At 45.6% G+C, this 18964-nt stretch carries 22 protein-coding genes; 3 read left to right on the top strand and 19 right to left on the bottom strand.

The genetic code is table 11. From position 1 onward, the window contains the following. Positions 1-199: 199 nt before the first annotated feature. The 6 genes from ACZ5NG_RS03585 to ACZ5NG_RS03560 all read right to left on the bottom strand — a co-directional run bounded on the left by ACZ5NG_RS03585 (position 200) and on the right by ACZ5NG_RS03560 (position 5450). Positions 200-1501, bottom strand: coding sequence for a pyrimidine-nucleoside phosphorylase (locus tag ACZ5NG_RS03585; protein WP_464252632.1), 1302 nt, complete (start codon positions 1499-1501; stop codon positions 200-202). Positions 1502-1518: 17 nt separating this feature from the next. Continuing rightward, the gene (locus ACZ5NG_RS03580; RefSeq protein WP_464252631.1) at positions 1519-2700 is read right to left on the bottom strand and encodes a phosphopentomutase; all 1182 of its coding nucleotides are present in this window, start codon (positions 2698-2700) and stop codon (positions 1519-1521) included. A gap of 111 nt (positions 2701-2811) precedes the next feature. Continuing rightward, positions 2812-3702: a site-specific tyrosine recombinase XerD gene (xerD, locus tag ACZ5NG_RS03575; RefSeq protein ID WP_464252630.1), complete on the bottom strand. Its 891-nt coding sequence runs from the start codon at positions 3700-3702 to the stop codon at positions 2812-2814. 99 nt (positions 3703-3801) lie between these two features. Next, entirely contained in the window at positions 3802-4074 is a 273-nt protein-coding gene (locus ACZ5NG_RS03570; protein WP_464252629.1) for a hypothetical protein, read from the bottom strand. Positions 4075-4097: 23 nt separating this feature from the next. Beyond that, positions 4098-4730, bottom strand: coding sequence for a stage II sporulation protein M (gene spoIIM, locus ACZ5NG_RS03565; protein WP_464252628.1), 633 nt, complete (start codon positions 4728-4730; stop codon positions 4098-4100). Positions 4731-4787: 57 nt separating this feature from the next. Next, the gene (locus ACZ5NG_RS03560) at positions 4788-5450 is read right to left on the bottom strand and encodes a hypothetical protein (protein WP_464252627.1); all 663 of its coding nucleotides are present in this window, start codon (positions 5448-5450) and stop codon (positions 4788-4790) included. Positions 5451-5567: 117 nt separating this feature from the next. Between ACZ5NG_RS03560 and ACZ5NG_RS03555 the strand changes: the two genes are divergently transcribed. Further along, positions 5568-5705, top strand: a complete 138-nt coding sequence (locus ACZ5NG_RS03555; RefSeq protein WP_464252626.1) for a hypothetical protein — start codon at positions 5568-5570, stop codon at positions 5703-5705. Here ACZ5NG_RS03555 and ACZ5NG_RS03550 read toward each other — a convergent pair. The 8 genes from ACZ5NG_RS03550 to ACZ5NG_RS03515 form a co-directional block, all read right to left on the bottom strand. Then, positions 5682-6776: a DUF3866 family protein gene (locus ACZ5NG_RS03550; protein WP_464252625.1), complete on the bottom strand. Its 1095-nt coding sequence runs from the start codon at positions 6774-6776 to the stop codon at positions 5682-5684. The two genes, ACZ5NG_RS03555 and ACZ5NG_RS03550, sit on opposite strands and share 24 nt — an antisense overlap. A gap of 19 nt (positions 6777-6795) precedes the next feature. Further along, on the bottom strand, positions 6796-7920 hold the full coding sequence (locus ACZ5NG_RS03545) for a M20/M25/M40 family metallo-hydrolase (protein WP_464252624.1): 1125 nt from the start codon (positions 7918-7920) through the stop codon (positions 6796-6798). A gap of 237 nt (positions 7921-8157) precedes the next feature. Further along, positions 8158-8640, bottom strand: coding sequence for an iron-sulfur cluster assembly scaffold protein (locus tag ACZ5NG_RS03540; protein WP_464252623.1), 483 nt, complete (start codon positions 8638-8640; stop codon positions 8158-8160). Between the two features lie 150 nt (positions 8641-8790). Further along, a complete protein-coding gene (locus ACZ5NG_RS03535) occupies positions 8791-9339 on the bottom strand; it encodes a 2-oxoacid:acceptor oxidoreductase family protein (RefSeq protein WP_464252622.1) in 549 nt (182 codons plus the stop codon). Next, positions 9340-10086: a thiamine pyrophosphate-dependent enzyme gene (locus tag ACZ5NG_RS03530; protein ID WP_464252621.1), complete on the bottom strand. Its 747-nt coding sequence runs from the start codon at positions 10084-10086 to the stop codon at positions 9340-9342. It abuts the gene before it with no gap. Continuing rightward, on the bottom strand, positions 10086-11150 hold the full coding sequence (locus ACZ5NG_RS03525) for a 3-methyl-2-oxobutanoate dehydrogenase subunit VorB (protein ID WP_464252620.1): 1065 nt from the start codon (positions 11148-11150) through the stop codon (positions 10086-10088). Before ACZ5NG_RS03525 ends, ACZ5NG_RS03530 begins: the two co-directional genes overlap by 1 nt. Beyond that, positions 11147-11368 (bottom strand): 4Fe-4S binding protein, encoded by a 222-nt coding sequence (locus tag ACZ5NG_RS03520; RefSeq protein ID WP_464252619.1) that lies wholly within the window; start codon positions 11366-11368, stop codon positions 11147-11149. Before ACZ5NG_RS03520 ends, ACZ5NG_RS03525 begins: the two co-directional genes overlap by 4 nt. Before the next feature lie 179 nt (positions 11369-11547). Further along, positions 11548-12234: a hypothetical protein gene (locus ACZ5NG_RS03515; protein ID WP_464252618.1), complete on the bottom strand. Its 687-nt coding sequence runs from the start codon at positions 12232-12234 to the stop codon at positions 11548-11550. Positions 12235-12483: 249 nt separating this feature from the next. On the opposite strand from ACZ5NG_RS03515, the gene ACZ5NG_RS03510 reads away from it, so the two are divergent. Together ACZ5NG_RS03510 and ACZ5NG_RS03505 are read left to right on the top strand one after the other, a co-directional pair. Further along, positions 12484-13404, top strand: a complete 921-nt coding sequence (locus ACZ5NG_RS03510; protein ID WP_464252617.1) for a DNA adenine methylase — start codon at positions 12484-12486, stop codon at positions 13402-13404. A 159-nt stretch (positions 13405-13563) separates the two neighbouring features. Beyond that, positions 13564-14436 (top strand): AraC family transcriptional regulator, encoded by an 873-nt coding sequence (locus ACZ5NG_RS03505; RefSeq protein ID WP_464252616.1) that lies wholly within the window; start codon positions 13564-13566, stop codon positions 14434-14436. A gap of 150 nt (positions 14437-14586) precedes the next feature. Here ACZ5NG_RS03505 and trpB read toward each other — a convergent pair whose 3' ends face one another. The 5 genes from trpB to ACZ5NG_RS03480 form a co-directional block, all read right to left on the bottom strand. Then, positions 14587-15780, bottom strand: coding sequence for a tryptophan synthase subunit beta (trpB, locus tag ACZ5NG_RS03500; protein ID WP_464252615.1), 1194 nt, complete (start codon positions 15778-15780; stop codon positions 14587-14589). A 422-nt stretch (positions 15781-16202) separates the two neighbouring features. After that, positions 16203-16427: an alpha/beta-type small acid-soluble spore protein gene (locus ACZ5NG_RS03495; RefSeq protein WP_464252614.1), complete on the bottom strand. Its 225-nt coding sequence runs from the start codon at positions 16425-16427 to the stop codon at positions 16203-16205. Between the two features lie 66 nt (positions 16428-16493). Next, positions 16494-17333: a hypothetical protein gene (locus ACZ5NG_RS03490; RefSeq protein ID WP_464252613.1), complete on the bottom strand. Its 840-nt coding sequence runs from the start codon at positions 17331-17333 to the stop codon at positions 16494-16496. Positions 17334-17378: 45 nt separating this feature from the next. Then, positions 17379-18062: a glycosyltransferase gene (locus tag ACZ5NG_RS03485; protein ID WP_464252612.1), complete on the bottom strand. Its 684-nt coding sequence runs from the start codon at positions 18060-18062 to the stop codon at positions 17379-17381. Next, positions 18055-18954, bottom strand: coding sequence for a copper transporter (locus ACZ5NG_RS03480; RefSeq protein ID WP_464252611.1), 900 nt, complete (start codon positions 18952-18954; stop codon positions 18055-18057). Before ACZ5NG_RS03480 ends, ACZ5NG_RS03485 begins: the two co-directional genes overlap by 8 nt. Between the last annotated feature and the right edge of the window lie 10 nt (positions 18955-18964).

Here is an 18964-nt window from a genome sequence, read left to right as displayed (position 1 = left end):
TAGCTATCGATCCATTCCGGTGTGGAAACCGGCCCCTAAACAAAAAAACTGAAGCACTACCGGCCTTTAGCTCGTTGTGCTTCAGCTATTCAATGACATTATAAACATAACGTTTATTTTGCTAACAGTTTTACTTAAAGAACGTTGTTTGCGGATCCTTTACCGCAGTTTATTGGCAGGTCGGCATGCCTGCCGGCCCCTACTCAATCACGTCATACACAATCGGCGGCTTGTCTGTTTTTTGTTTGCTTACGGTTATCGCATTTTGCAATATTTGTTCGGCAGCGGCAAAATCCGACTGATTGGTATGTAATACTGCCAGCAATTCTCCCATCTCCAGCGGATCACCGATTTTCTTCAGCAAAGTCACGCCGGCTGCATGATCAATTCGGTCATTTTTGGTTTTGCGGCCTGCTCCCAACATCATGGCGGCTGTACCAACCATCTCGGCATTAATTTTTTCTATATACCCCTCTTCTTTGGCCCGCACTTCAATGCGGTGTTTGGCGGCGGGCAATTTATTGGGGTTATCTACCAGCTCGGGATCGCCGCCTTGAGCGGAGATAAACTGCTTGAGTTTTTCCAGTGCCGCCCCTGAGGAGAGAACTTCCGTCAATTTTTGGCGGGCGGTTTCAAAGTTTGGGTAAACTTCACCGGCTACCGTCATATAAGCTGCTATCGTCAGACAAATTTCCGTTAAGCGTTCTTCACCGTTACCGCGCAGCACATCTATGGCTTCTTTTACTTCATTGGCGTTGCCAATCTCGTACCCCAAGGGCTGGCTCATATCGCTGAGCACGGCGATGGTGCGGCGCTTAAGCTTTTTCCCGATCCCCACCATTGTTTCGGCAAGTTTGCGCGCATCAGCCAATGATTTCATAAAGGCTCCGGAACCTACCTTTACATCTAATACAATGGCATCCGCTCCGGAGGCAATTTTCTTGCTCATAATGGAACTGGCAATTAAGGGAATGGAATTAACGGTAGCAGTGACATCCCGCAGCGCATACAGTTTTTTATCTGCCGGCGTTAAATTGCCGCTTTGGCTGACTATAGCAATTTTATATTTATTAACCTGATTGACAAACTGCTCGGCAGTTAATTCCACATTAAAACCAGGGATAGATTCCAGTTTGTCGATAGTTCCCCCGGTATGACCCAAACCCCGTCCCGACATTTTAGCTACCGGCACCCCAACCGATGCAACCAACGGGCCGACAATTAAACTTACTTTGTCACCTACACCGCCGGTAGAATGTTTATCTACTTTAATACCGTCAATGGCCGATAAATCTAACGTTTCACCGGATTTAACCATTGCAGCCGTCAAGTGGGAAATTTCCTGTTCGCTCATTCCCTGAAAATAAACAGCCATGGCCCAGGCCGACATTTGATAATCCGGTATGGTTCCATCGGTAAACCCTTCAATGATAAAGTTTATTTCATCGGCACTTAACTCTGCCCCATCCCGTTTCTTTTGAATCAGATCTACCATGCGCATCGTTAAATCACCTCAATTTATTTTAACAACTCCGGCAGCAGGCTTTGACCGACATTAAATTCGATATTAAAAATATCAGCGACGGTAGCGGCCACGTCAGCATATGTGCTGCGCACGCCTAAGTTTACACCGCCTTTAACTTGCGCACCGTAAACCAATAAAGGCACATATTCCCGGGAGTGATCGGTACTGGGGGTAGTGGGGTCGCAGCCATGGTCGGCAGTGATGATCAGTATATCGGTATCCTTTAAAGCACCGATAATTTCCGGCAACCGCCGATCAAATTCTGCCAGTGCTTCTGCGTAACCTTGCGGGTTATTGCGGTGGCCGTAGTTTTGATCAAACTCTACCAGGTTGGTAAAAATTAACCCTTGGTTATCCTGCCGTAATAAATCCAGCGTTTTATCTACGCCATCCATATTGCTTTTGGCCCGCACCCTTTGGGTAATTCCTCTGCCGGCAAAAATATCTGTTACCTTCCCTACCGCCATTACCGAGTAGTTATTTTCCTTCAGCCTGTCCAGTACGGTGGGTTTTATCGGCGGCAACGAGTAATCGTGCCGATTGGCGGTGCGTTTAAAACTGCCCGGTTGTCCGACAAAGGGCCGAGCAATTACTCGACCTACCGCCAAATCACCGGTCAGCATTTCTCGGGCGATCTCACAAATGCGGTACAGTTCATCCAGCGGGATCACTTCTTCATGGGCAGCCACTTGAAATACACTGTCGGCAGATGTATATACAATCGGTTTTTGGGTGCGTATATGTTCCGGGCCTAACTCTTCAATAATTTTTGTACCGGAAGCGGGTTTGTTGCCCAGCACCTCCCGACCAATGCGCTTTTGAAACTCGTTAATAAAATCCGCCGGAAAACCGTTGGGGAATACCGGAAAAGGCTTATCCAAAATTAAGCCGGCCAACTCCCAGTGCCCGGTGGTGGTATCTTTTCCGGGTGATTGCTCACTCATTTTGCCGTAAGCAGCCCTGGGCCGGTCGGCCGGAGGCACCCCCGGTATATCAGTGATGTTGCCTAAGCCCAGTTTAGCCAGCTCCGGCAAGTTGAGCCCTCCCACTGCTTTGGCTGTGTTAACCAGCGTATTGCTGCCTTGGTCACCGTATTTATAGGCGTCCGGCAATTCGCCAATGCCCACACTGTCCAAAATAATTAAGGCCACGCGGTTAATATTGTGTTTCCGCATAGTAACTCTCCTTTCTGCCAGCAATTGATAGATATTGTAAATTTAGTTTATACTAAATAGGGCGCGATAAATCGCGCCTTAATTATTTCTCTCTACATTGATAAAATTTTTCTATGCTCTGGGGTGAGTTTGCGAGTAAACTTCTTTAATTCTGCTTTTGGTTAAGTGAGTATAAATTTGGGTAGTTGTGATGTCTGCGTGACCAAGCATCTCCTGCACCGAGCGCAAATCCGCACCGTTTTCCAGTAAATGAGTGGCAAAAGAATGACGCAGTGTGTGGGGGGTAATCGGCTTGGCAATCTTCCCTTGACGGGCATATTTTTTTATAATCTTCCAAAAACCTTGACGGGTAAGTCTGCGACCGTGCTGATTGACAAATAATGCTCTTTCTTCTTTTGTTCCTTTAACCAGTTTCACCCGGCCACGCTCTAAATATTCTTTAACCGCTTGACCGGCCACCGACCCCAGCGGCACAATCCTTTCTTTTGAACCTTTACCAAGACAGCGAACAAAACCCATTTCTAAGTTAACGTCCCCAATATTTAAAGAAACCAACTCCGTCACCCGAATACCGGTAGCATACAGCAGTTCTAACATGGCCTTATCTCTCAACCCGGCGGGTTCGGCAATTTGGGGCTGACTTAACAAAATTTCCACCTCTTCAAAAGTCAGTACTTGCGGCAGCCGCTGACTTAAGCGAGGCGATTCCAAATTTACCGTTGGATCGGAACTGACAATGTTTTCATTATGCATAAAGCGGTAAAACGTTTTTAAAGCGGCCAATCTTCTGGAAATAGTAGCCGGTGCTTTGCCGTTTTTTTGCAGGTGCAGCAAAAACCCCACAACATGGTCTTTGTTGGTCTCTTGAAGCCTTTTTATCCCTTGGCTCTTTAGATAAGCAAGATACTGATTTAAATCCATTTGGTATGAGATAAGGGTGTTTTTTGCCAAACCTCTTTCTGCTGAAAGGTAATGGATAAAAGTTTGGACAATCCTGTCCACGGCCCTCCCCCCAATAGCCATCAGGCACTAACCAAAAAGTAGTTTATTAGTAAACTAATTCCACATCAATTTAGCAATTCCTCTGACAATATAATTTTTTTATTTGCCATGATGATAATCAGTTAACTTTTGCAACAGGTAGTCCAAAAAATTTTGCTCCTCCCCTTCCTCAGGTTGGGTAACCGGTACAGATTGTTCCACTTTCATGGGGTTTCCGTGGGGTTTGTGCTCATTTTTATGATTCGGTAGATCTATTGACTTAATCACGCCCCACAAATGGGCAGCCAGCAGAACTAAAATTGACAGCGCAAAAAGCATTCTTAAAATCTGCATCAGGCGCCTTTTGACTTTATGCAAAACAATAATTATCACCGCACTACCCTCCAACTAGTTATTTAACCGGCTAATACCGCGACAGCTTTTTGAATTAACAGCGGTGTTAAATATACCTCCACAAAGACGCCGCCGACGGTGATCGCGGCAGCACATAAAAACAATAGGTTGTAACCGATAAAACCCGGCAATACCGCAAGTCTTGAATTGAAAAATCGTTTTATCAGCAGGATAGAAAAAGAAATCGCTGCCATTGATGCAAGCAAAAATATCGGTATGTAAAAGAGGTTGGGCGGCAAGACAGATGCCAAAGTAAAGATCAGGCCCTGCCAGCCATGGTGCTTGGTGAGAAAACCAACAGCAAAACCTAAGGTAAAGCCACGGGCAAGCAGTAATATCAGCACCACCGGAATGCCTAAAACCGTTAGCCCCACCAGGTAAATAATTAAAATAACCGTTAGATTGCTAATCAAATTTGCCTTTAGTGCCGACAAGGTATCAAATTCTATGCTGTCAGCTTGTTCGATAAAAGTATTTAAATAACTTTTAACTTCTTTTACTTGTTCAGTCTGAAGATAGTCCACGGCAAGTACACCCAAAATACCTCCCAAAACAAAAAACAACAGCACAATTAAACACAACAACCAATTGGCTCTAAATGAGGCGGCACATAGTTTTTTTAATTCTTTAGCCATAAAAAACGCCCCCTGCGTATGAACCTGTCCATACATGTTATGCGCAGAGGGCTTAATCTATGCGAATTTTGAAATGATTAGTTTTACTATGTACTCGGCTGCCAATATATCCTCCAATGAATTGGCAGATGCTGCCGCAACGGTAATTCCCCTTTGCAGTTTCCTGGCAGCGTTAATTGCTCTTTCCGCTCCGGCCAATGCCGGAGCCGTTTTCTTTTTATGCATTGTTCTGGCCACAGTGGCCGTCAGCACCGCCGGTGCACCTGCCGCTACCGCTGCGTCAAAGGCCACACCACCCGTGCCGGTGGCTGCTATAAGAATGCGCCCTTTTAAATCTGTCAGCTTGGCGGTCTCTGCCCCTATGTTGGGCAGCACTGCACCTATTTGGGCACCGGCTTTTTGTAGGCCCTTTAACACTTTGGTCACGTTGCTTAACCGCTCCTCATCGGTACCTACTCGCGGTTCGCACACCAATACCACGTCAGTGTTGGCCGCCACTGCATTTTTTCCGGCCATAAACCCTATTTTTTCCGGATCTACTTTCACCGGGCAGCGCGTATTATCGGGGGCCGCCCCGTAAACCGCCAGTGCGCCGGCATCAATGGCCGCCTCACAGGTGGTAGACATATCAATGATATCCACTACTACCACCACCTGACCGTTCCGGGCTGCCGCCGCCGCCCCACTGGCATTAACTGTAAAACTTACTGTTGGCAGCATGAAAATCCTCCGTTTGGTAATCATAAGTTTGTTTTTGGTTACATAGCATAGTAGCACCAAAAAAACTGATGCTTTTGAACTTTAAAAAATAATTATTTTTTGTGGAGGTTCTAAGCCATGCAGCTTACTGAAATTTACACTTACCGCAACTGTATATTTATCATTGGTAAAATATGCGATGTGCGCCTGCAGCTGGCGCAATTAGCCGGTGAATATAAGACCGTGCGGGAACTAATTGACGCCCGCCTCTGTTGATAGCATTTGAGCAGCTACCATACCGGCCGCACCGGCAGCCAAAAAGAATTCGCGATCTTCTTCCACCGTACGGCCCATAGTAGTTACTTTAATGCCGTATTGTTTTAAAGCCGCCAGTGCAGGTTGGGCGTCAACCTTAACCAGCTGATGTTTGGCACTGATACCGCCGGCCGCCAACTGCCGCTCTACCAACGCCATCTTATCATTAGGCAGTATAGGCAGGGCCACGGTACAGCGGGCTAAAGCCACGTTGCCAAGCGCGGTAGCGGTATGGTGACTTAAACCGTAGTGCCTTTCGCGTTTATCGGCAAAGCTGATCCGCGGCACCGCTACCGCCCGGCCCCCCAAGCTGTGTACCGCGTTAACTACCTGCCCCTGTTCCAATCCGGTGTAACCGTATTTTGAACCGGTGCCGACAATGCCGGGGCCCATTGCTACCACCGCAATGTCCGCTTTGGCTGCCACTTTGGCGGCTAACAAGGCACTGTATATGTTTACCGCCTCAAAATCCCCGCCAAAAGCATGGCCACAGGTAATGGTGCTGTTAATGAGCTTTTTATCTTTCAAAAGACGCACCAGCTTGCTGAAGGCAATCGGCAGGGCGGCCCCGTCGGTCATAATATAAGCTACCCGCCAGCGCCCGCCCCCCATTTGATGAATGGCAGCAACAATCGGCGGCAACATACTGTGCAGTGTTGCCGCCACTACCGGCATGCCGTCTAAGCTGGTAGTTTGCCGCATCAACTCGGCATAAGGACTGTCATCCTCTTCTACCGCCAATACTTTCACTTGGCATGGTGTGTAGCGCAGCTTCATAATGTGCCCTTCTTCCGGCACATCAATACTTTCGTTGTTTAAGTTGGCAATGACAAAATGACTGCCGCCGGTACCAAGCTTTTTATACACCGCAGTAGTATTCAGCACTACTTTATCTCCCTGTTTTACCGGGCCGGTTAGCCGATGATAATTAACCGCTTTTTGCCGCTCACCGTCAACCATAACCAAAACTTCTGCCACATCCAAAGACTCGGACAACACTTCTAATACTTCACCATGCCGAATGCGAATCAAATTATTCCCTCCACAAAAATTACTTGTTTGCTACAGCAATAATCTCGGCGACAAAATCAGCCGCCTTTAACAGATGATTAAGTTCAATACTTTCCTCAACGGTGTGTACCTTGTTCATGCCGATACCCAGGTTGACACAGGCAATACCGTGACCGTTAAAGATATTGGCATCACTGCCACCGCCGCTGCTGGCCAATACCGGTTTAAACCCCAGGTTTTCCGCTGCCGTTACACAGTACCCCACTATCGGATCATCCGCACTTAAGTTAATAGCATCATACTCTTTAACCACATCAATTTCAATTTGCGCCCCGGCAGCATCTGCCTCCCTCCGCAGTACCGCACACATATGCTCCACCTGAGCTGCTAGTTTTTCCGGCTGTAAACTGCGTGCCTCTCCTTCAATATAGGTATCTTCAGGAACAATATTGATTGCTTTTCCGCCGCGAATAACGCCAATGTTGGCGGTAGTTTCTTGATCAATGCGGCCGATATTCATGGCTGCTATCGCCTTCGAGGCCACCTGAATGGCGTTAATGCCCTTTTCCGGGCACATGCCGGCATGGGCGGCTTTACCCTTAATGGTAGCCCGCAAGGTACTTTGCGTGGGAGCAGTGGTGATAATGTAACCCGGCTCGCCGTCAGCGTCCAGCACCAAGCCCATTTTAGATTTAATTTTGCTGTAATCCAAAGCTTTAGACCCTTTTAAGCCGCCTTCTTCCCAAACGGTGAAGATAACTTCCAACCCGCCATGGGAAATGTTTTTTTCCTGAATAATGCGCACCGCTTCTAATATCACGGCTATACCGCCTTTATCATCCCCGCCCAGTACGGTATCACCTTGAGAAGTAATTACGCCGTCTTTAATTACCGGTTTTACACCACGACCGGGTTCAACGGTATCCATATGTGCACTGAGCATTAACATCGGACCTCTGCCCGTCCCCGGCAGCCTGGCAATGATATTACCTGCCGTTGCCCCAATCTGTCCGCCGGCGTTATCCTCTTCTACATCAAAGCCCAGCGCGGCCAGCTTATTTTTCAAAACATCGGCAATTTGCCGTTCCTGCCCGGAAGGGCTGTCTATTTGCACCAATTCCAAAAAATCCTGCAACAATCTTTCTTTGTCTGCCAACCGGATCACTCCCCTGTAAAATATTAGTAAAACTAACATACCCGAACAAACAACAATTTATAAGCTGTCATCAACTGCCCAGTTAGATAAAAAATTATAACTTGTACCAGGAAAATGTTAACATTAATTGTCCCGATATTCAATTAAATTAACAAAGCTTGGCTTGAAAACCTTTTAGGCTTTTAAAATCCTCAAGCCTTCTTAATGAAAAAAGAAACGGCATGCACCGTTTCCGGCTAACAACTGTTAAAATTCAGCGGCAAACTGTTGAAAGAGCTCTTCCCGATAGACTTCATGTTCTTCGCGATTAGTTACCAGTCCTTCTTCTAATAAACGTTTGTATAGCCAGTAATCATAAATCGCCTGCCGCAAAGTGCGAACGCCCAACAGCGAACAATGTTCTTTCTCTTCGGGTAATCCTCCTAAAAATTCTATTACATCGCCGTCAGTTAACTGTAGCGCTTCTTCAAGGCTCTTTCCTTTAGCCAATTCAGTAACTGCGCTGGAAGTGGCAATTGCCCCGGCACAACCATGGACGCGAAATTTAATATCTTTTATTTGCTCATTTTCCACCCTAATGGTAATTTCACACACATCTCCGCAATCGGGGTCACCAATCTTGCCCCGCCCGTTGTAATTTTCCACTACACCGACATTGCGGGGGTTTTGAAAATGTTCTATTGTTTTATCTGTATAAAAAACCGGTGAATTACCATTACCGTTATTCAACACTCTCAACCTCCCAACTATAATATTGCTGTTATCAATACATATGTAAAATTTCAAACATATGATTATAAATTCCTGCCGGCAGCTAAAAAATCTAAAAAACAGCGGCTTAAACCTTCACCAGGTTAAAGCCGCTGTTTAAAACGAGCTTTATTTTGTCAACTGCTGCGCCAGTTTAATACCCCTTTCCAATGCCTGTTGGTTGGCGGGAATGAGATTGTGCCTTCTGGGCGGCAGCACTTTTTTCAGCGATTCTATAACCGAATCAACGGAAACTACACCGGTTAATTCAATCAGCGCCCCTAAAATAACGTTATTGGCTACCTTAAGATTGCCGATTTCTTCAGCTATTTCGTTGGCGGGAATTTTTAATACCGTCACATCTTGGCGTTTTACATCCCGATTAACTATCGAAGAATTAATTAAGATATAACCGCCGGGTACTACGTCATTTTCAAATTTATCTAATGACGGCCCGTTCATAACAATTAAAACGGTGGGCTCGGTAACTATCGGCGAGCTGATGGGCTCGTCAGAAATGGTAACTCCGCAGTTGGCTGTGCCACCGCGCATTTCCGGACCGTAAGAAGGAATCCAAGCTACTTCTTTTCCTTCAATCATTCCGGCATGAGCCAGCAGCTGTCCGGTGGATAAAATCCCCTGTCCGCCGAAACCGGCAATTAAAATTTCCTGCAGCATTTATTTCACCTCCGCCGGAGCTTTAAATACTCCCAGTGGATAATAAGGAATCATGTTTTCTTCCAACCACTTAAGGGCTTCTTTTGGTGACAGCCCCCAGTTGGTGGGGCAGGTAGACAGCACTTCTACCAAAGCAAAGCCTTTACCGCTGATCTGCAATTCAAAAGCCTGTTTGATGGCCTTTTTAGCTTTAATTACATGCTGTGGGTTATGTACCGATACCCTGGCCACATAAACCGCACCGTCAATGGTAGACAGCATTTCACAAACCCTGATCGGCAGACCGTTGGCCTCCTTGCTGCGGCCACCAGGCGTGGTAGTGGTTTTTTGCCCAATCAGCGTGGTGGGAGCCATCTGACCGCCGGTCATCCCATAAACCGCATTATTAACAAAGATAGTGGTAATATTCTCTGAACGGGCGGCTGCATGGACAATTTCCGCAGTACCGATGGCCGCTAAATCACCGTCTCCTTGATAAGTAAAAACAACCCGGTCGGGAAGCACCCGCTTGATACCGGTGGCAACGGCAGGAGCTCGCCCGTGTGCTGCTTCAAACATATCAACATTGAAGTAATCATAGGCAAAAACTGCACATCCTACCGGAGCTACCCCAATAGTACGCTCACCGACAGCTAATTCATCAATTACCTCGGCAACTAACCGATGAATGATGCCGTGAGTGCAGCCGGGGCAGTAATGAAAGGGTTTATCCGTTAAAGCCTGTGGTCTGGTAAATACTTTTTTCATTAGCGCACACCTCCTGCCGCCAACTTTTCAACTTCTGCCAGTATATCCTTAGCAAGTGGCAGTATGCCGCCGCTGCGCCCGTAAAAATGTACCGGGCAGGCATCTTTAACCGCTAATTTTACATCTTCTATCATTTGGCCTAAATTCATCTCGACGGTTAAAAATAGTTTTGCTGTTTGGGCCGCTTTGGCATAAACTTCAGCAGGAAAGGGCCAAAGGGTAACCGGCCGGATTAAACCTGCTTTAATGCCTTGCGCCCGCGCTTTATCCACAACGGATTTACAAATGCGCGCTACTGTGCCAAATGCGGTAAGAACAATTTCCGCATCCTCCAGCTTGTACTCTTCCCAAATTTTTTCATTGGCGCTGATTTCATCATACTTTGCCTTTAACTTTTCGTTTAAAGCCTCGCACTCTTCAGGAACAATGTAAAGAGAATTAATTACATTCCGCTTAGAACGCCCCATCATGCCATTGGCTGCCCACGGCTTGGGCGGCTGCTTAACCTCTTCTACCTCGCCCAGTTCTACCGGTTCCATCATTTGACCCAGCACACCGTCGCCAACTACCATTACCGGATTACGATATTTGTCGGCCAAATCAAAGGCTTTGCCCATTAAATCAATAATTTCTTGCACCGATGCGGGAGCCAAAGTAATTAAGCGGTAGTCTCCGTGGCCGCCGCCCTTTACTGCTTGAAAATAATCTCCTTGTGCCGGAGCAATGTTACCTAAACCCGGCCCGCCGCGCATAATATTGACAATTACGCAGGGCAGTTCCGCCCCCACCAAATAAGAAATACCTTCCTGCATTAAAGAAATGCCCGGACTGGAACTGGATGTCATCACTCTGGCCCCGGTACCGGCAGCGCCGTAGACCATATTAATGGAAGAAATTTCACTTTCAGCCTGTAAAAACACGCCCCCAACCTCAGGCATGCGTTTAGCCAAATAGTGCGGCAATTCGCTCTGGGGGGTAATCGGATAACCAAAGAAGTACCGGCAGCCTGCTCTGATGGCACCTTCACCAATAGCCTCGTTTCCTTTCATTAACACTTTACTCATTCACCGGCCACCTCCCTATATACCTCAATAACCACGTCAGGACACATTCTTGCGCACATAGCACAAGCTTTACATTTTTCCTGCTCAACTACTGTAGCGGGGTGAAAACCCATGGCGTTAATATGCTCAGCCCGCACAATAATTTTTTCGGGACATACCTCTATGCATAATTCACAGCCTTTACAGCGTTCTTCATGAAATACAACCCGCGACAACATCTTTCCCTCCTTGGTTAGGTTTATTGTTATTTTTAAATGTTAAGCATTTTATGGCAGATATTGGGTTTATATATTGTTTAATTATTAAACACAAAAGAAAAAGCAATATTCTAATAATTATGGCAACTAGCAGAGAAATGCCACTTATTAGATTTTTTAATGATTTGATTATAACAGATTTAAGTTATATCTGCCCAGGGTGGGCGCATAAATAAATTCAACCCCAAAATTGGGGTTTTTAAGCCCTTTTGCTGCAATTGAGGAACCAAATGTTTGCTGGCAGCGGTAAAAGCCAGCGGTAGGTTAAGGGCTTCCGCCGCCTTTAACACCACTTCTTGCCCGGCCAAAACCGTATCTACATCGGTTTCTGCGCCTAAGTTAGTGTTATTGATCAATGCCGTTGCTTTTAGGCGCGAACTGGCTTCAATTCCCCGCAGCATTGCACAGATATCGTCAACATTATTAGTCAGCGGACGACAAGCATTAACGACAAAATAAAAATGATAGCGTTCCGGAGAAAGCAGCGGTTTAAAAGCACCCAACACTATCGCCCCGACCTCATCGCCGCCGACATCACACACGCAATACCCCTCTTTCATCTGTAGTGCACCTAAAATAGAAGGTGATAGAGCAGGTACGTCAGAGTGAACCATCTGCGCAGACTGACAAATAACCTTTAACCCTTGTTCATTTAAACAATCTTTAGCTAACCGGGTGCGAAAATACGGGTTGATGATATCTAAATCAACAAGCAAAACCTTTTCTTTGCGGTAATGCAGATTTAAAGCAAAATTAATGGCAATCTCTGATTTCCCACTGCCTAAATTACCGCAAAAAATAGTTACCGGCCGAGGATTTAACTGCAAAAAATTAATCACCTTCTTTCCATACGATGTAAATGTTCGACATATTTAACAAAATACCTTTCCCCAATGTTCTTTTTAACTGCCTGGGCAATAAAAATTTTACACTTCAAGAGCCTTACAGCCCTTATCCTCTGTTTAAGCAGTTTACCATGATATAATAAAAAATTGATTGACTTTTATATTAACATAGAAATAGGCGCCATAAAAGATATGTGCCTTCTTAGATACTGACAAAAAGGAGCATTACTAATGACAGCAGCAAAACCTTTTGTTAAGTGGGCGGGGGGCAAAACTCAGTTACTAAAGAGCTACCAAAAATATTTTCCCGCCGAGTTATATCGAGGAAAAATAAAAAGATATATTGAACCCTTTGTCGGCAGCGGTGCATTGATGTTTGAAATCATTCAAAACTATAAAATAGAAGAAGCATTTATTTGGGATATCAACGCCGATTTAATCACTGCTTACAATGTGATTAAAAATGACGTAGAAAGTTTAATTGACTATTTAACGGAAAAAGAGCGGCTTTACTTAAGTTTAAGCACAGAAAAAAGAAAAGAGCTTTATTATGAAATTCGCACTGCTTTTAATCGGCAAAAAGACCCCTTTAACGGTCAAGAGGTTGAAAGAGCAGGTCAGTTTATCTTTTTAAATAAGACTTGTTATAACGGTTTATACCGGGTAAATAGGTCCGGTTTATTTAACGTGCCGATGGGAAGTTACAAGCGGCCGAAAATTTGCCAGGCTGAAAACTTAAGGGCAGTGCACCGCGTATTGCAAGATGTCAGCATTAATCTCGGTGATTATACCCAGTGCCAGGATTTTATTCTTCCCGGTAAAACCTTTGTCTATTTCGACCCGCCTTACCGCCCGTTAAATGCTACGTCCAATTTTACTGCCTACGGCAGCCATGGTTTTACCGACGATGATCAAGTGGCCTTAGCTAATTTTTTTAAGAAACTGGACCAAATGAATGCTTATTTAATGCTGAGCAATTCAGACCCGCAAAATACTAATGAGGATGATCGCTTTTTTGCAGAGCTTTACCAAGACTACTGCATATATAAAGAAAAGGCAAGGCGAACAATTAACTCGAAAGCGGATCGCAGAGGAACCATTTGGGAGTTGGTAATTACCAATTATTGCAATAGGGTGTCAGGCACTTTTTAGAAATAATTGCCATAGGGTGCCTGACACCTTTTATAAATATTTAGAAAAGATGCCTTACCTACTGACGATCTTTCCGGTGCACCATGCACAATTGGGCACCAAATGTCGGGCAAGTTATTTTATTTTTTGCTATCCTGACAGTAAGAGAGGTCATGAAAAATGGATTTTGTTAAAAATATGAATGCCGCCTTAAATTATATTGAAGAAAACCTTACGGCAGAAATTGATTTTAAAGAAGCAGCGCGGCTTGCGTGCTGTTCGGAATATCATTTTAAAAGAATGTTTACTTCCTTAACCGGTGTGACGCTGTCAGAATATATTCGCCGCAGACGGCTTACTCTGGCCGCTTTTGAGCTTTGTAACAGCGATATCCGAATAATAGATCTGGCAGTTAAATACGGGTATCGTTCAGCAGACTCCTTTTCCCGCGCCTTTCAAAATCTGCACGGCATTACACCGTCAGAAGCAAGAAAAAAAGGTCGGTTGCTAAAGGCTTATCCGCGCATGATCTTTCACTTATCAATCAGGGGAGGTAGTGAAATGAACTATCGCATTGTAGAAAAAGAGGCTTTTCGTATAGTGGGTATTATGAAAAGGGTAGGGATCCTTTTTAACGGTGTAAATCCGGAAATTGCCGACATGTGGAAAAGTTTAGACGAGGAGACAATCGATAAACTAAAAAAACTTTCTAATATTGAACCTTATGGGCTGATTCAGGCTTCTACCAACTTTTCTGAAGGCCGCATGGAGGAAAAAGGCGGCTTGGATCACTACATCGGCGTGGCTACCACTAAAGAATGTCCGGCCGGTTTTGCCCAGCTGGCAGTGCCGGCCTCCACATGGGCGGTATTTGAGGCAGTGGGGCCCTTTCCCGATACGCTGCAGGATGTATGGGGACGCATCTATGCCGACTGGTTTCCCTCAGCAAACTACGAACTGGCCCCAGGACCGGAAATCTTGTGGAATGAAAATAACGACTTTAATTCGCCCACTTTTAGAAGCGAAATATGGATACCGGTTTTGAAAAAATAGCCAGGTAATAGGAGCAGCACAGTCTTGAACATAAATAAACAAAACATAAACCGCTTTTATAGATAAAAATATAAAAAAGTGCCAGGCACTTTTTGCCAGTAATCGTAATACAGTGCCTGGCACCTCTTGTAAGAATGGGTCAACGGTTTATTACAGGTCTACCCCAATTCTTTCTGCCATGGTGTTGACATCCTTATCGCCGCGACCGGATAGGTTGACGATGATAATAGAATTTTTGTCCAGTTTAGGGGCCAGTTTCACCGCCTCGGCCAGGGCATGGGAGCTTTCCAATGCCGGAATAATGCCGTCAGTGCGGCACAGCAGCTTAAAAGCCTCTACCGCTTCCTCGTCGGTAGCGTAGGTGTAGTCAGCTCGTTTAATATCTTTTAAATAGCTGTGCTCCGGGCCCACACCGGGATAGTCCAGTCCGGCGGATATGGAATGTATCGGGGCAATCTGCCCCTTTTCATCTTGCAAAACATAGCTGTAGCTGCCATGCAATACCCCGGGTGTGCCTTTGTTTAAGGTAGCGCAGTGCAAGCCGCTCTCAATACCATAACCGGCTGCTTCCACGCCGATTAGTTTCACTTCTTCATCCTGAAGGAAAGAATAGAAAATTCCCATGGCGTTGCTGCCGCCGCCAATACAGGCAATCACATAATCCGGCAGCCGTCCGGCCTGCTCTAAAATCTGCTCCCTTGCTTCAGCGCCAATCACCGACTGAAAGTCACGCACCATTTCCGGATAGGGATGGGGCCCAACGGCCGAACCAAGAAGGTAAAAGGTATCTTCAACATTTTCCACCCAATCGTTTATCGCTTCGTCTACGGCATCCTGCAGCTTGCTGCTGCCGCTTTTCACGGTTACCACTTCCGCCCCTAAAAGTTTCATGCGGAAAACATTTAAAGATTGCCGGCGCACGTCTTCTTCACCCATGTAAATTACACACTTCATGCCAAAAAGTGCAGCGGCGGTAGCAGTAGCCACGCCGTGCTGCCCGGCACCGGTTTCGGCAATAATTCTTTTTTTGCCCATCCTGCGGGCCAAAAGAGCCTGCCCTATAGTATTGTTAATTTTGTGTGCACCGGTGTGATTAAGATCTTCCCTTTTTAAATATATCCGTGCTCCTTTACAGTGCCGGGTTAATCCTTCTGCAAAATACAGCGGAGATTTTCGCCCCACATAATGCTCCAGGTAATATCTAAATTCTCTTTGAAATTCTTTGTCTTCCTTAACTAACCGGTAGTTTCTTTCCAACTCCTCCAGCGCCGGTATCAGCTTATCCGGCACATAACGTCCGCCGTAGGGTCCAAAATAACCCTGCTTATCAGGTGTGTTCATCATGCTAAATTAACCCCCTCTTTGCTCTGCTGATTATAGCTTATTTTGCTTTACCTGCCAGAATTTTAGTGATTGCGTTTTGCACTTTTCTTAAAGCTAGGTGATTGCTGTAAACCTCTTTTCAATACCTTTTGCTCATCATAAATCACTCCTCTGCTAACTAAGCTCTACTCTGCTTGGGGTAATAATTATCTACCTAACCGACTGACTACTGTCCACTTTTTAAATGACGCGTCATTTAAACTTAAATAAAAAAACCGGCGCTCAAAAGAGTGCCGGTTTGGCGCAAAAATAAGCACTTCTCACCTCAACTCTTCTCAGCTTAACTTGCTCTCACTCTACTCAACTCAACTAATCTCAAGATATTAATTTATACAGAAGTTTACCACCCGTTATATACTATGTCAATCAATAAAAATATATTTCTATTTACGTCGGTCCTTTAAATTTAATTCCGCCTTACGAGCACCCTCTACCCCTAAGGCTTCCTCCGCCGCCTCTACCTTACATTTTGTTCGTTCAAAACTGTCCATGCCTCGTTTTAACTGCCGGTGTTCTTCACCTAAGCCTAACTCTTTAGCCGTTTCGTACTCCATTTGATCCAATGCTCTTTGAGTACGCAACCGGTCAAAGTCTTTTTTATGCCCCATGCTCATCACCTCATCTTTAGCATGAACAGTGTTTCTACTAATTATGCTCTCTCTTCCTTAAACTTCTTAATCCCGCCCTAATTTATCCAGATAATCTAGTATTTTATTGTTAGCAATTACTTTGGTCAGAGAATACTTTTCGGTAAAAATATGAAAAGCAATGAGAAAAGCTAAATACACCAAGCCGGCGGTTCTGCTCAGGGTCCAAGCGGCAGCCATACCGACGGTTATTCCCAAAGCATTGGAGCCGGTGTCACCCATCATCGTCCGGGCTTTTAAGTCCCAAGGCAGATAAACCATTACTGCCCCCAGTATTAGCGCTAAGGGTAACAGTTCGGCCTTACCCCAAGAAAGGGCGGTAATGATCAGGGCTAATACAATAAACCCTTTCGCCGCCCGGCCCGGTCTTAAATCCAATAAGTTTACGGCATTGATAGATAAGGTGATAATCAGCGTGTCGATAACAATTTCCGGCACTGCCTGCCGGTATAGCTGAGAGTAATCAGCCAGCGCAATAAATAAAGCCAGTGTTCCTCCGCCCAAAGCCTTTAAAGCACCGGTGGTTAATTTCCCGTTAAACAGCGCTTTAAAGTGTCCCTTTAAGCCGGAGGCATCCCGCGAGCCCAGGGTGTCATCCAGCAAACCCAAAAAGGTGATCACCGCTAAACCGACAACAAAAAGTATAGTTTTCCTGCCAAGTAAATCCAGTGGGCACAAAAGGGCAATAACTGCGCCCAATAAGCCGGTCAATAAAAAGATAAAACCCACTCCTACCGGAATGAGGTCTCCTTTGTAATTGGGGCGCACAAATCCCGACTGCCGCACCATTTCCACAATCGGCGAAACAAGCACGGCAGTAATCAGTGCACCTAAAACAATAGCAATAAAAAATGCTAGGGCAAACAAGCTAGAAACACCTTCTTCATACCGCCGAAAGTATAATTATGTAAACTAGCTGCGATACCGCAGCAAACAACATGCTAATTCTTTAGCCACATGAACAAACTGCTTACCGCGATGCATAAAACCTGCTAAATCTCTGCCGGTTTCAGCGTGAGTCATGGGTACCGCCACTTCCTGTATGCGATAACCCAACCGGGCTACTTTAATGGTTAGACCTACTTCTACCCCATAACCGGAAGCAAAGGGCATTACCTTGTCCGCCACTGTTCTACGCATCGCCCGCTGACCGGAGAGGGGGGCTTCCACTTCTATGCCGGCAAAATGGCGAATTCCCGCCCGGGCCAGCCCTTTTACCAAACCAAAGCCGGCTTTTTTTGCCGGGCGCGGAAATTTAGCTACCGTCATGTCAGCAGTGTTGTTCAAAATCGGCAGTAACAGTTCCCGGCCATATACGGCCGTTTCTCCCAAATCTCCGTCCAAAAGCAGCAAAATACTACCCTGCGCTTCTTGCACACCGCGGGTTAGCGCTGCACCCTTTCCGGAATTGCGGGAAAGCTTAATCACCCGCGCTCCCGCCTGTGCGGCAATTTTCGCAGTTTCGTCAGTTGATGCATCATCCACTACCACAACTTCATTTACTTCGGCAATACTCAGTGCGGCAGTAACAGTTTGTCGGATGCGTTCAGCTTCATTGTAAGCAGGTATCACTGCCGATACCACCACACTATTCACCCATATTCACCTCTTGATTAACCGATGAGTCCATTTTCGGCAGCAAACGCTGGGCAGTTGATTTTACGCCGTAGTGACCCGCTTTTCCGCTCATGGCATAAACCAAGGCCAATTGTCCGGGCACTGTTTCTACGTTATCAACGGTGCTGATATTAAACTTTTGGTACTCTTTCATATAGGAATAAGCAACGTTTGACTCTTCCACACCATAAACCGGTATATTGTTAGATAAAAAATAATTAATAATGATATTATCTATCTGCTGGGTTTTGATTAACGATTTTTCCGGGCTACCGCCGACGATAATCACGGCATCTAAAGGAATGCCGTACTCACCGACAGTTTTAATCATTTCCGCCTGGGCCATAATATTTAAAGCGGCCTGGTTTTCAGCAGTTAATATACCGTTAGCCAAAATAGTGGCCAGTTGTTTCACTGTTTCCTGCTCGTTTCCTTCTTCCAAGCCCAGGTTGGCCAAGAATTCTTCTTTATTTTCTATCGCCAATCCGTTTAGAACAGTAGTAATAGAAACAACTTCCGCTCCGGATATTTCTAAAGTGTTCAGCAGTTCTTCCCTTACGCCGTAATTATTGGTTTCAATAATGGCCACACTGACGCCGGCAAGCTTGTCTGTTATCAGTGCAGGCAAAATCTGCTTTTCAAATTGTTTTTGAATGGTTTGTTCAGCTTCTAAGTCATGGATTTTAGCCTGTACCGCTTTATTCTCCTGCCGCATTTCCTCCAGCTGTTGTTCTAAGCGGTCAGTCATTTCCCGCTGTTGCTGCACCAAAGCATCATTACCCAATAACGCCGAGCCAATGATTATTCCGATGCCCAGTGCCATGAACACAGCCACCAAAGTAACAACATGGTAACGAAAGTCAAAATTCACAAAAAGAACC

This window comes from Desulfovectis peckii, assembly GCF_055391705.1.
The sequence above is the reverse complement of the archived record's forward strand: the minus strand, read 5'-3'. Positions and strand labels throughout refer to the sequence as shown.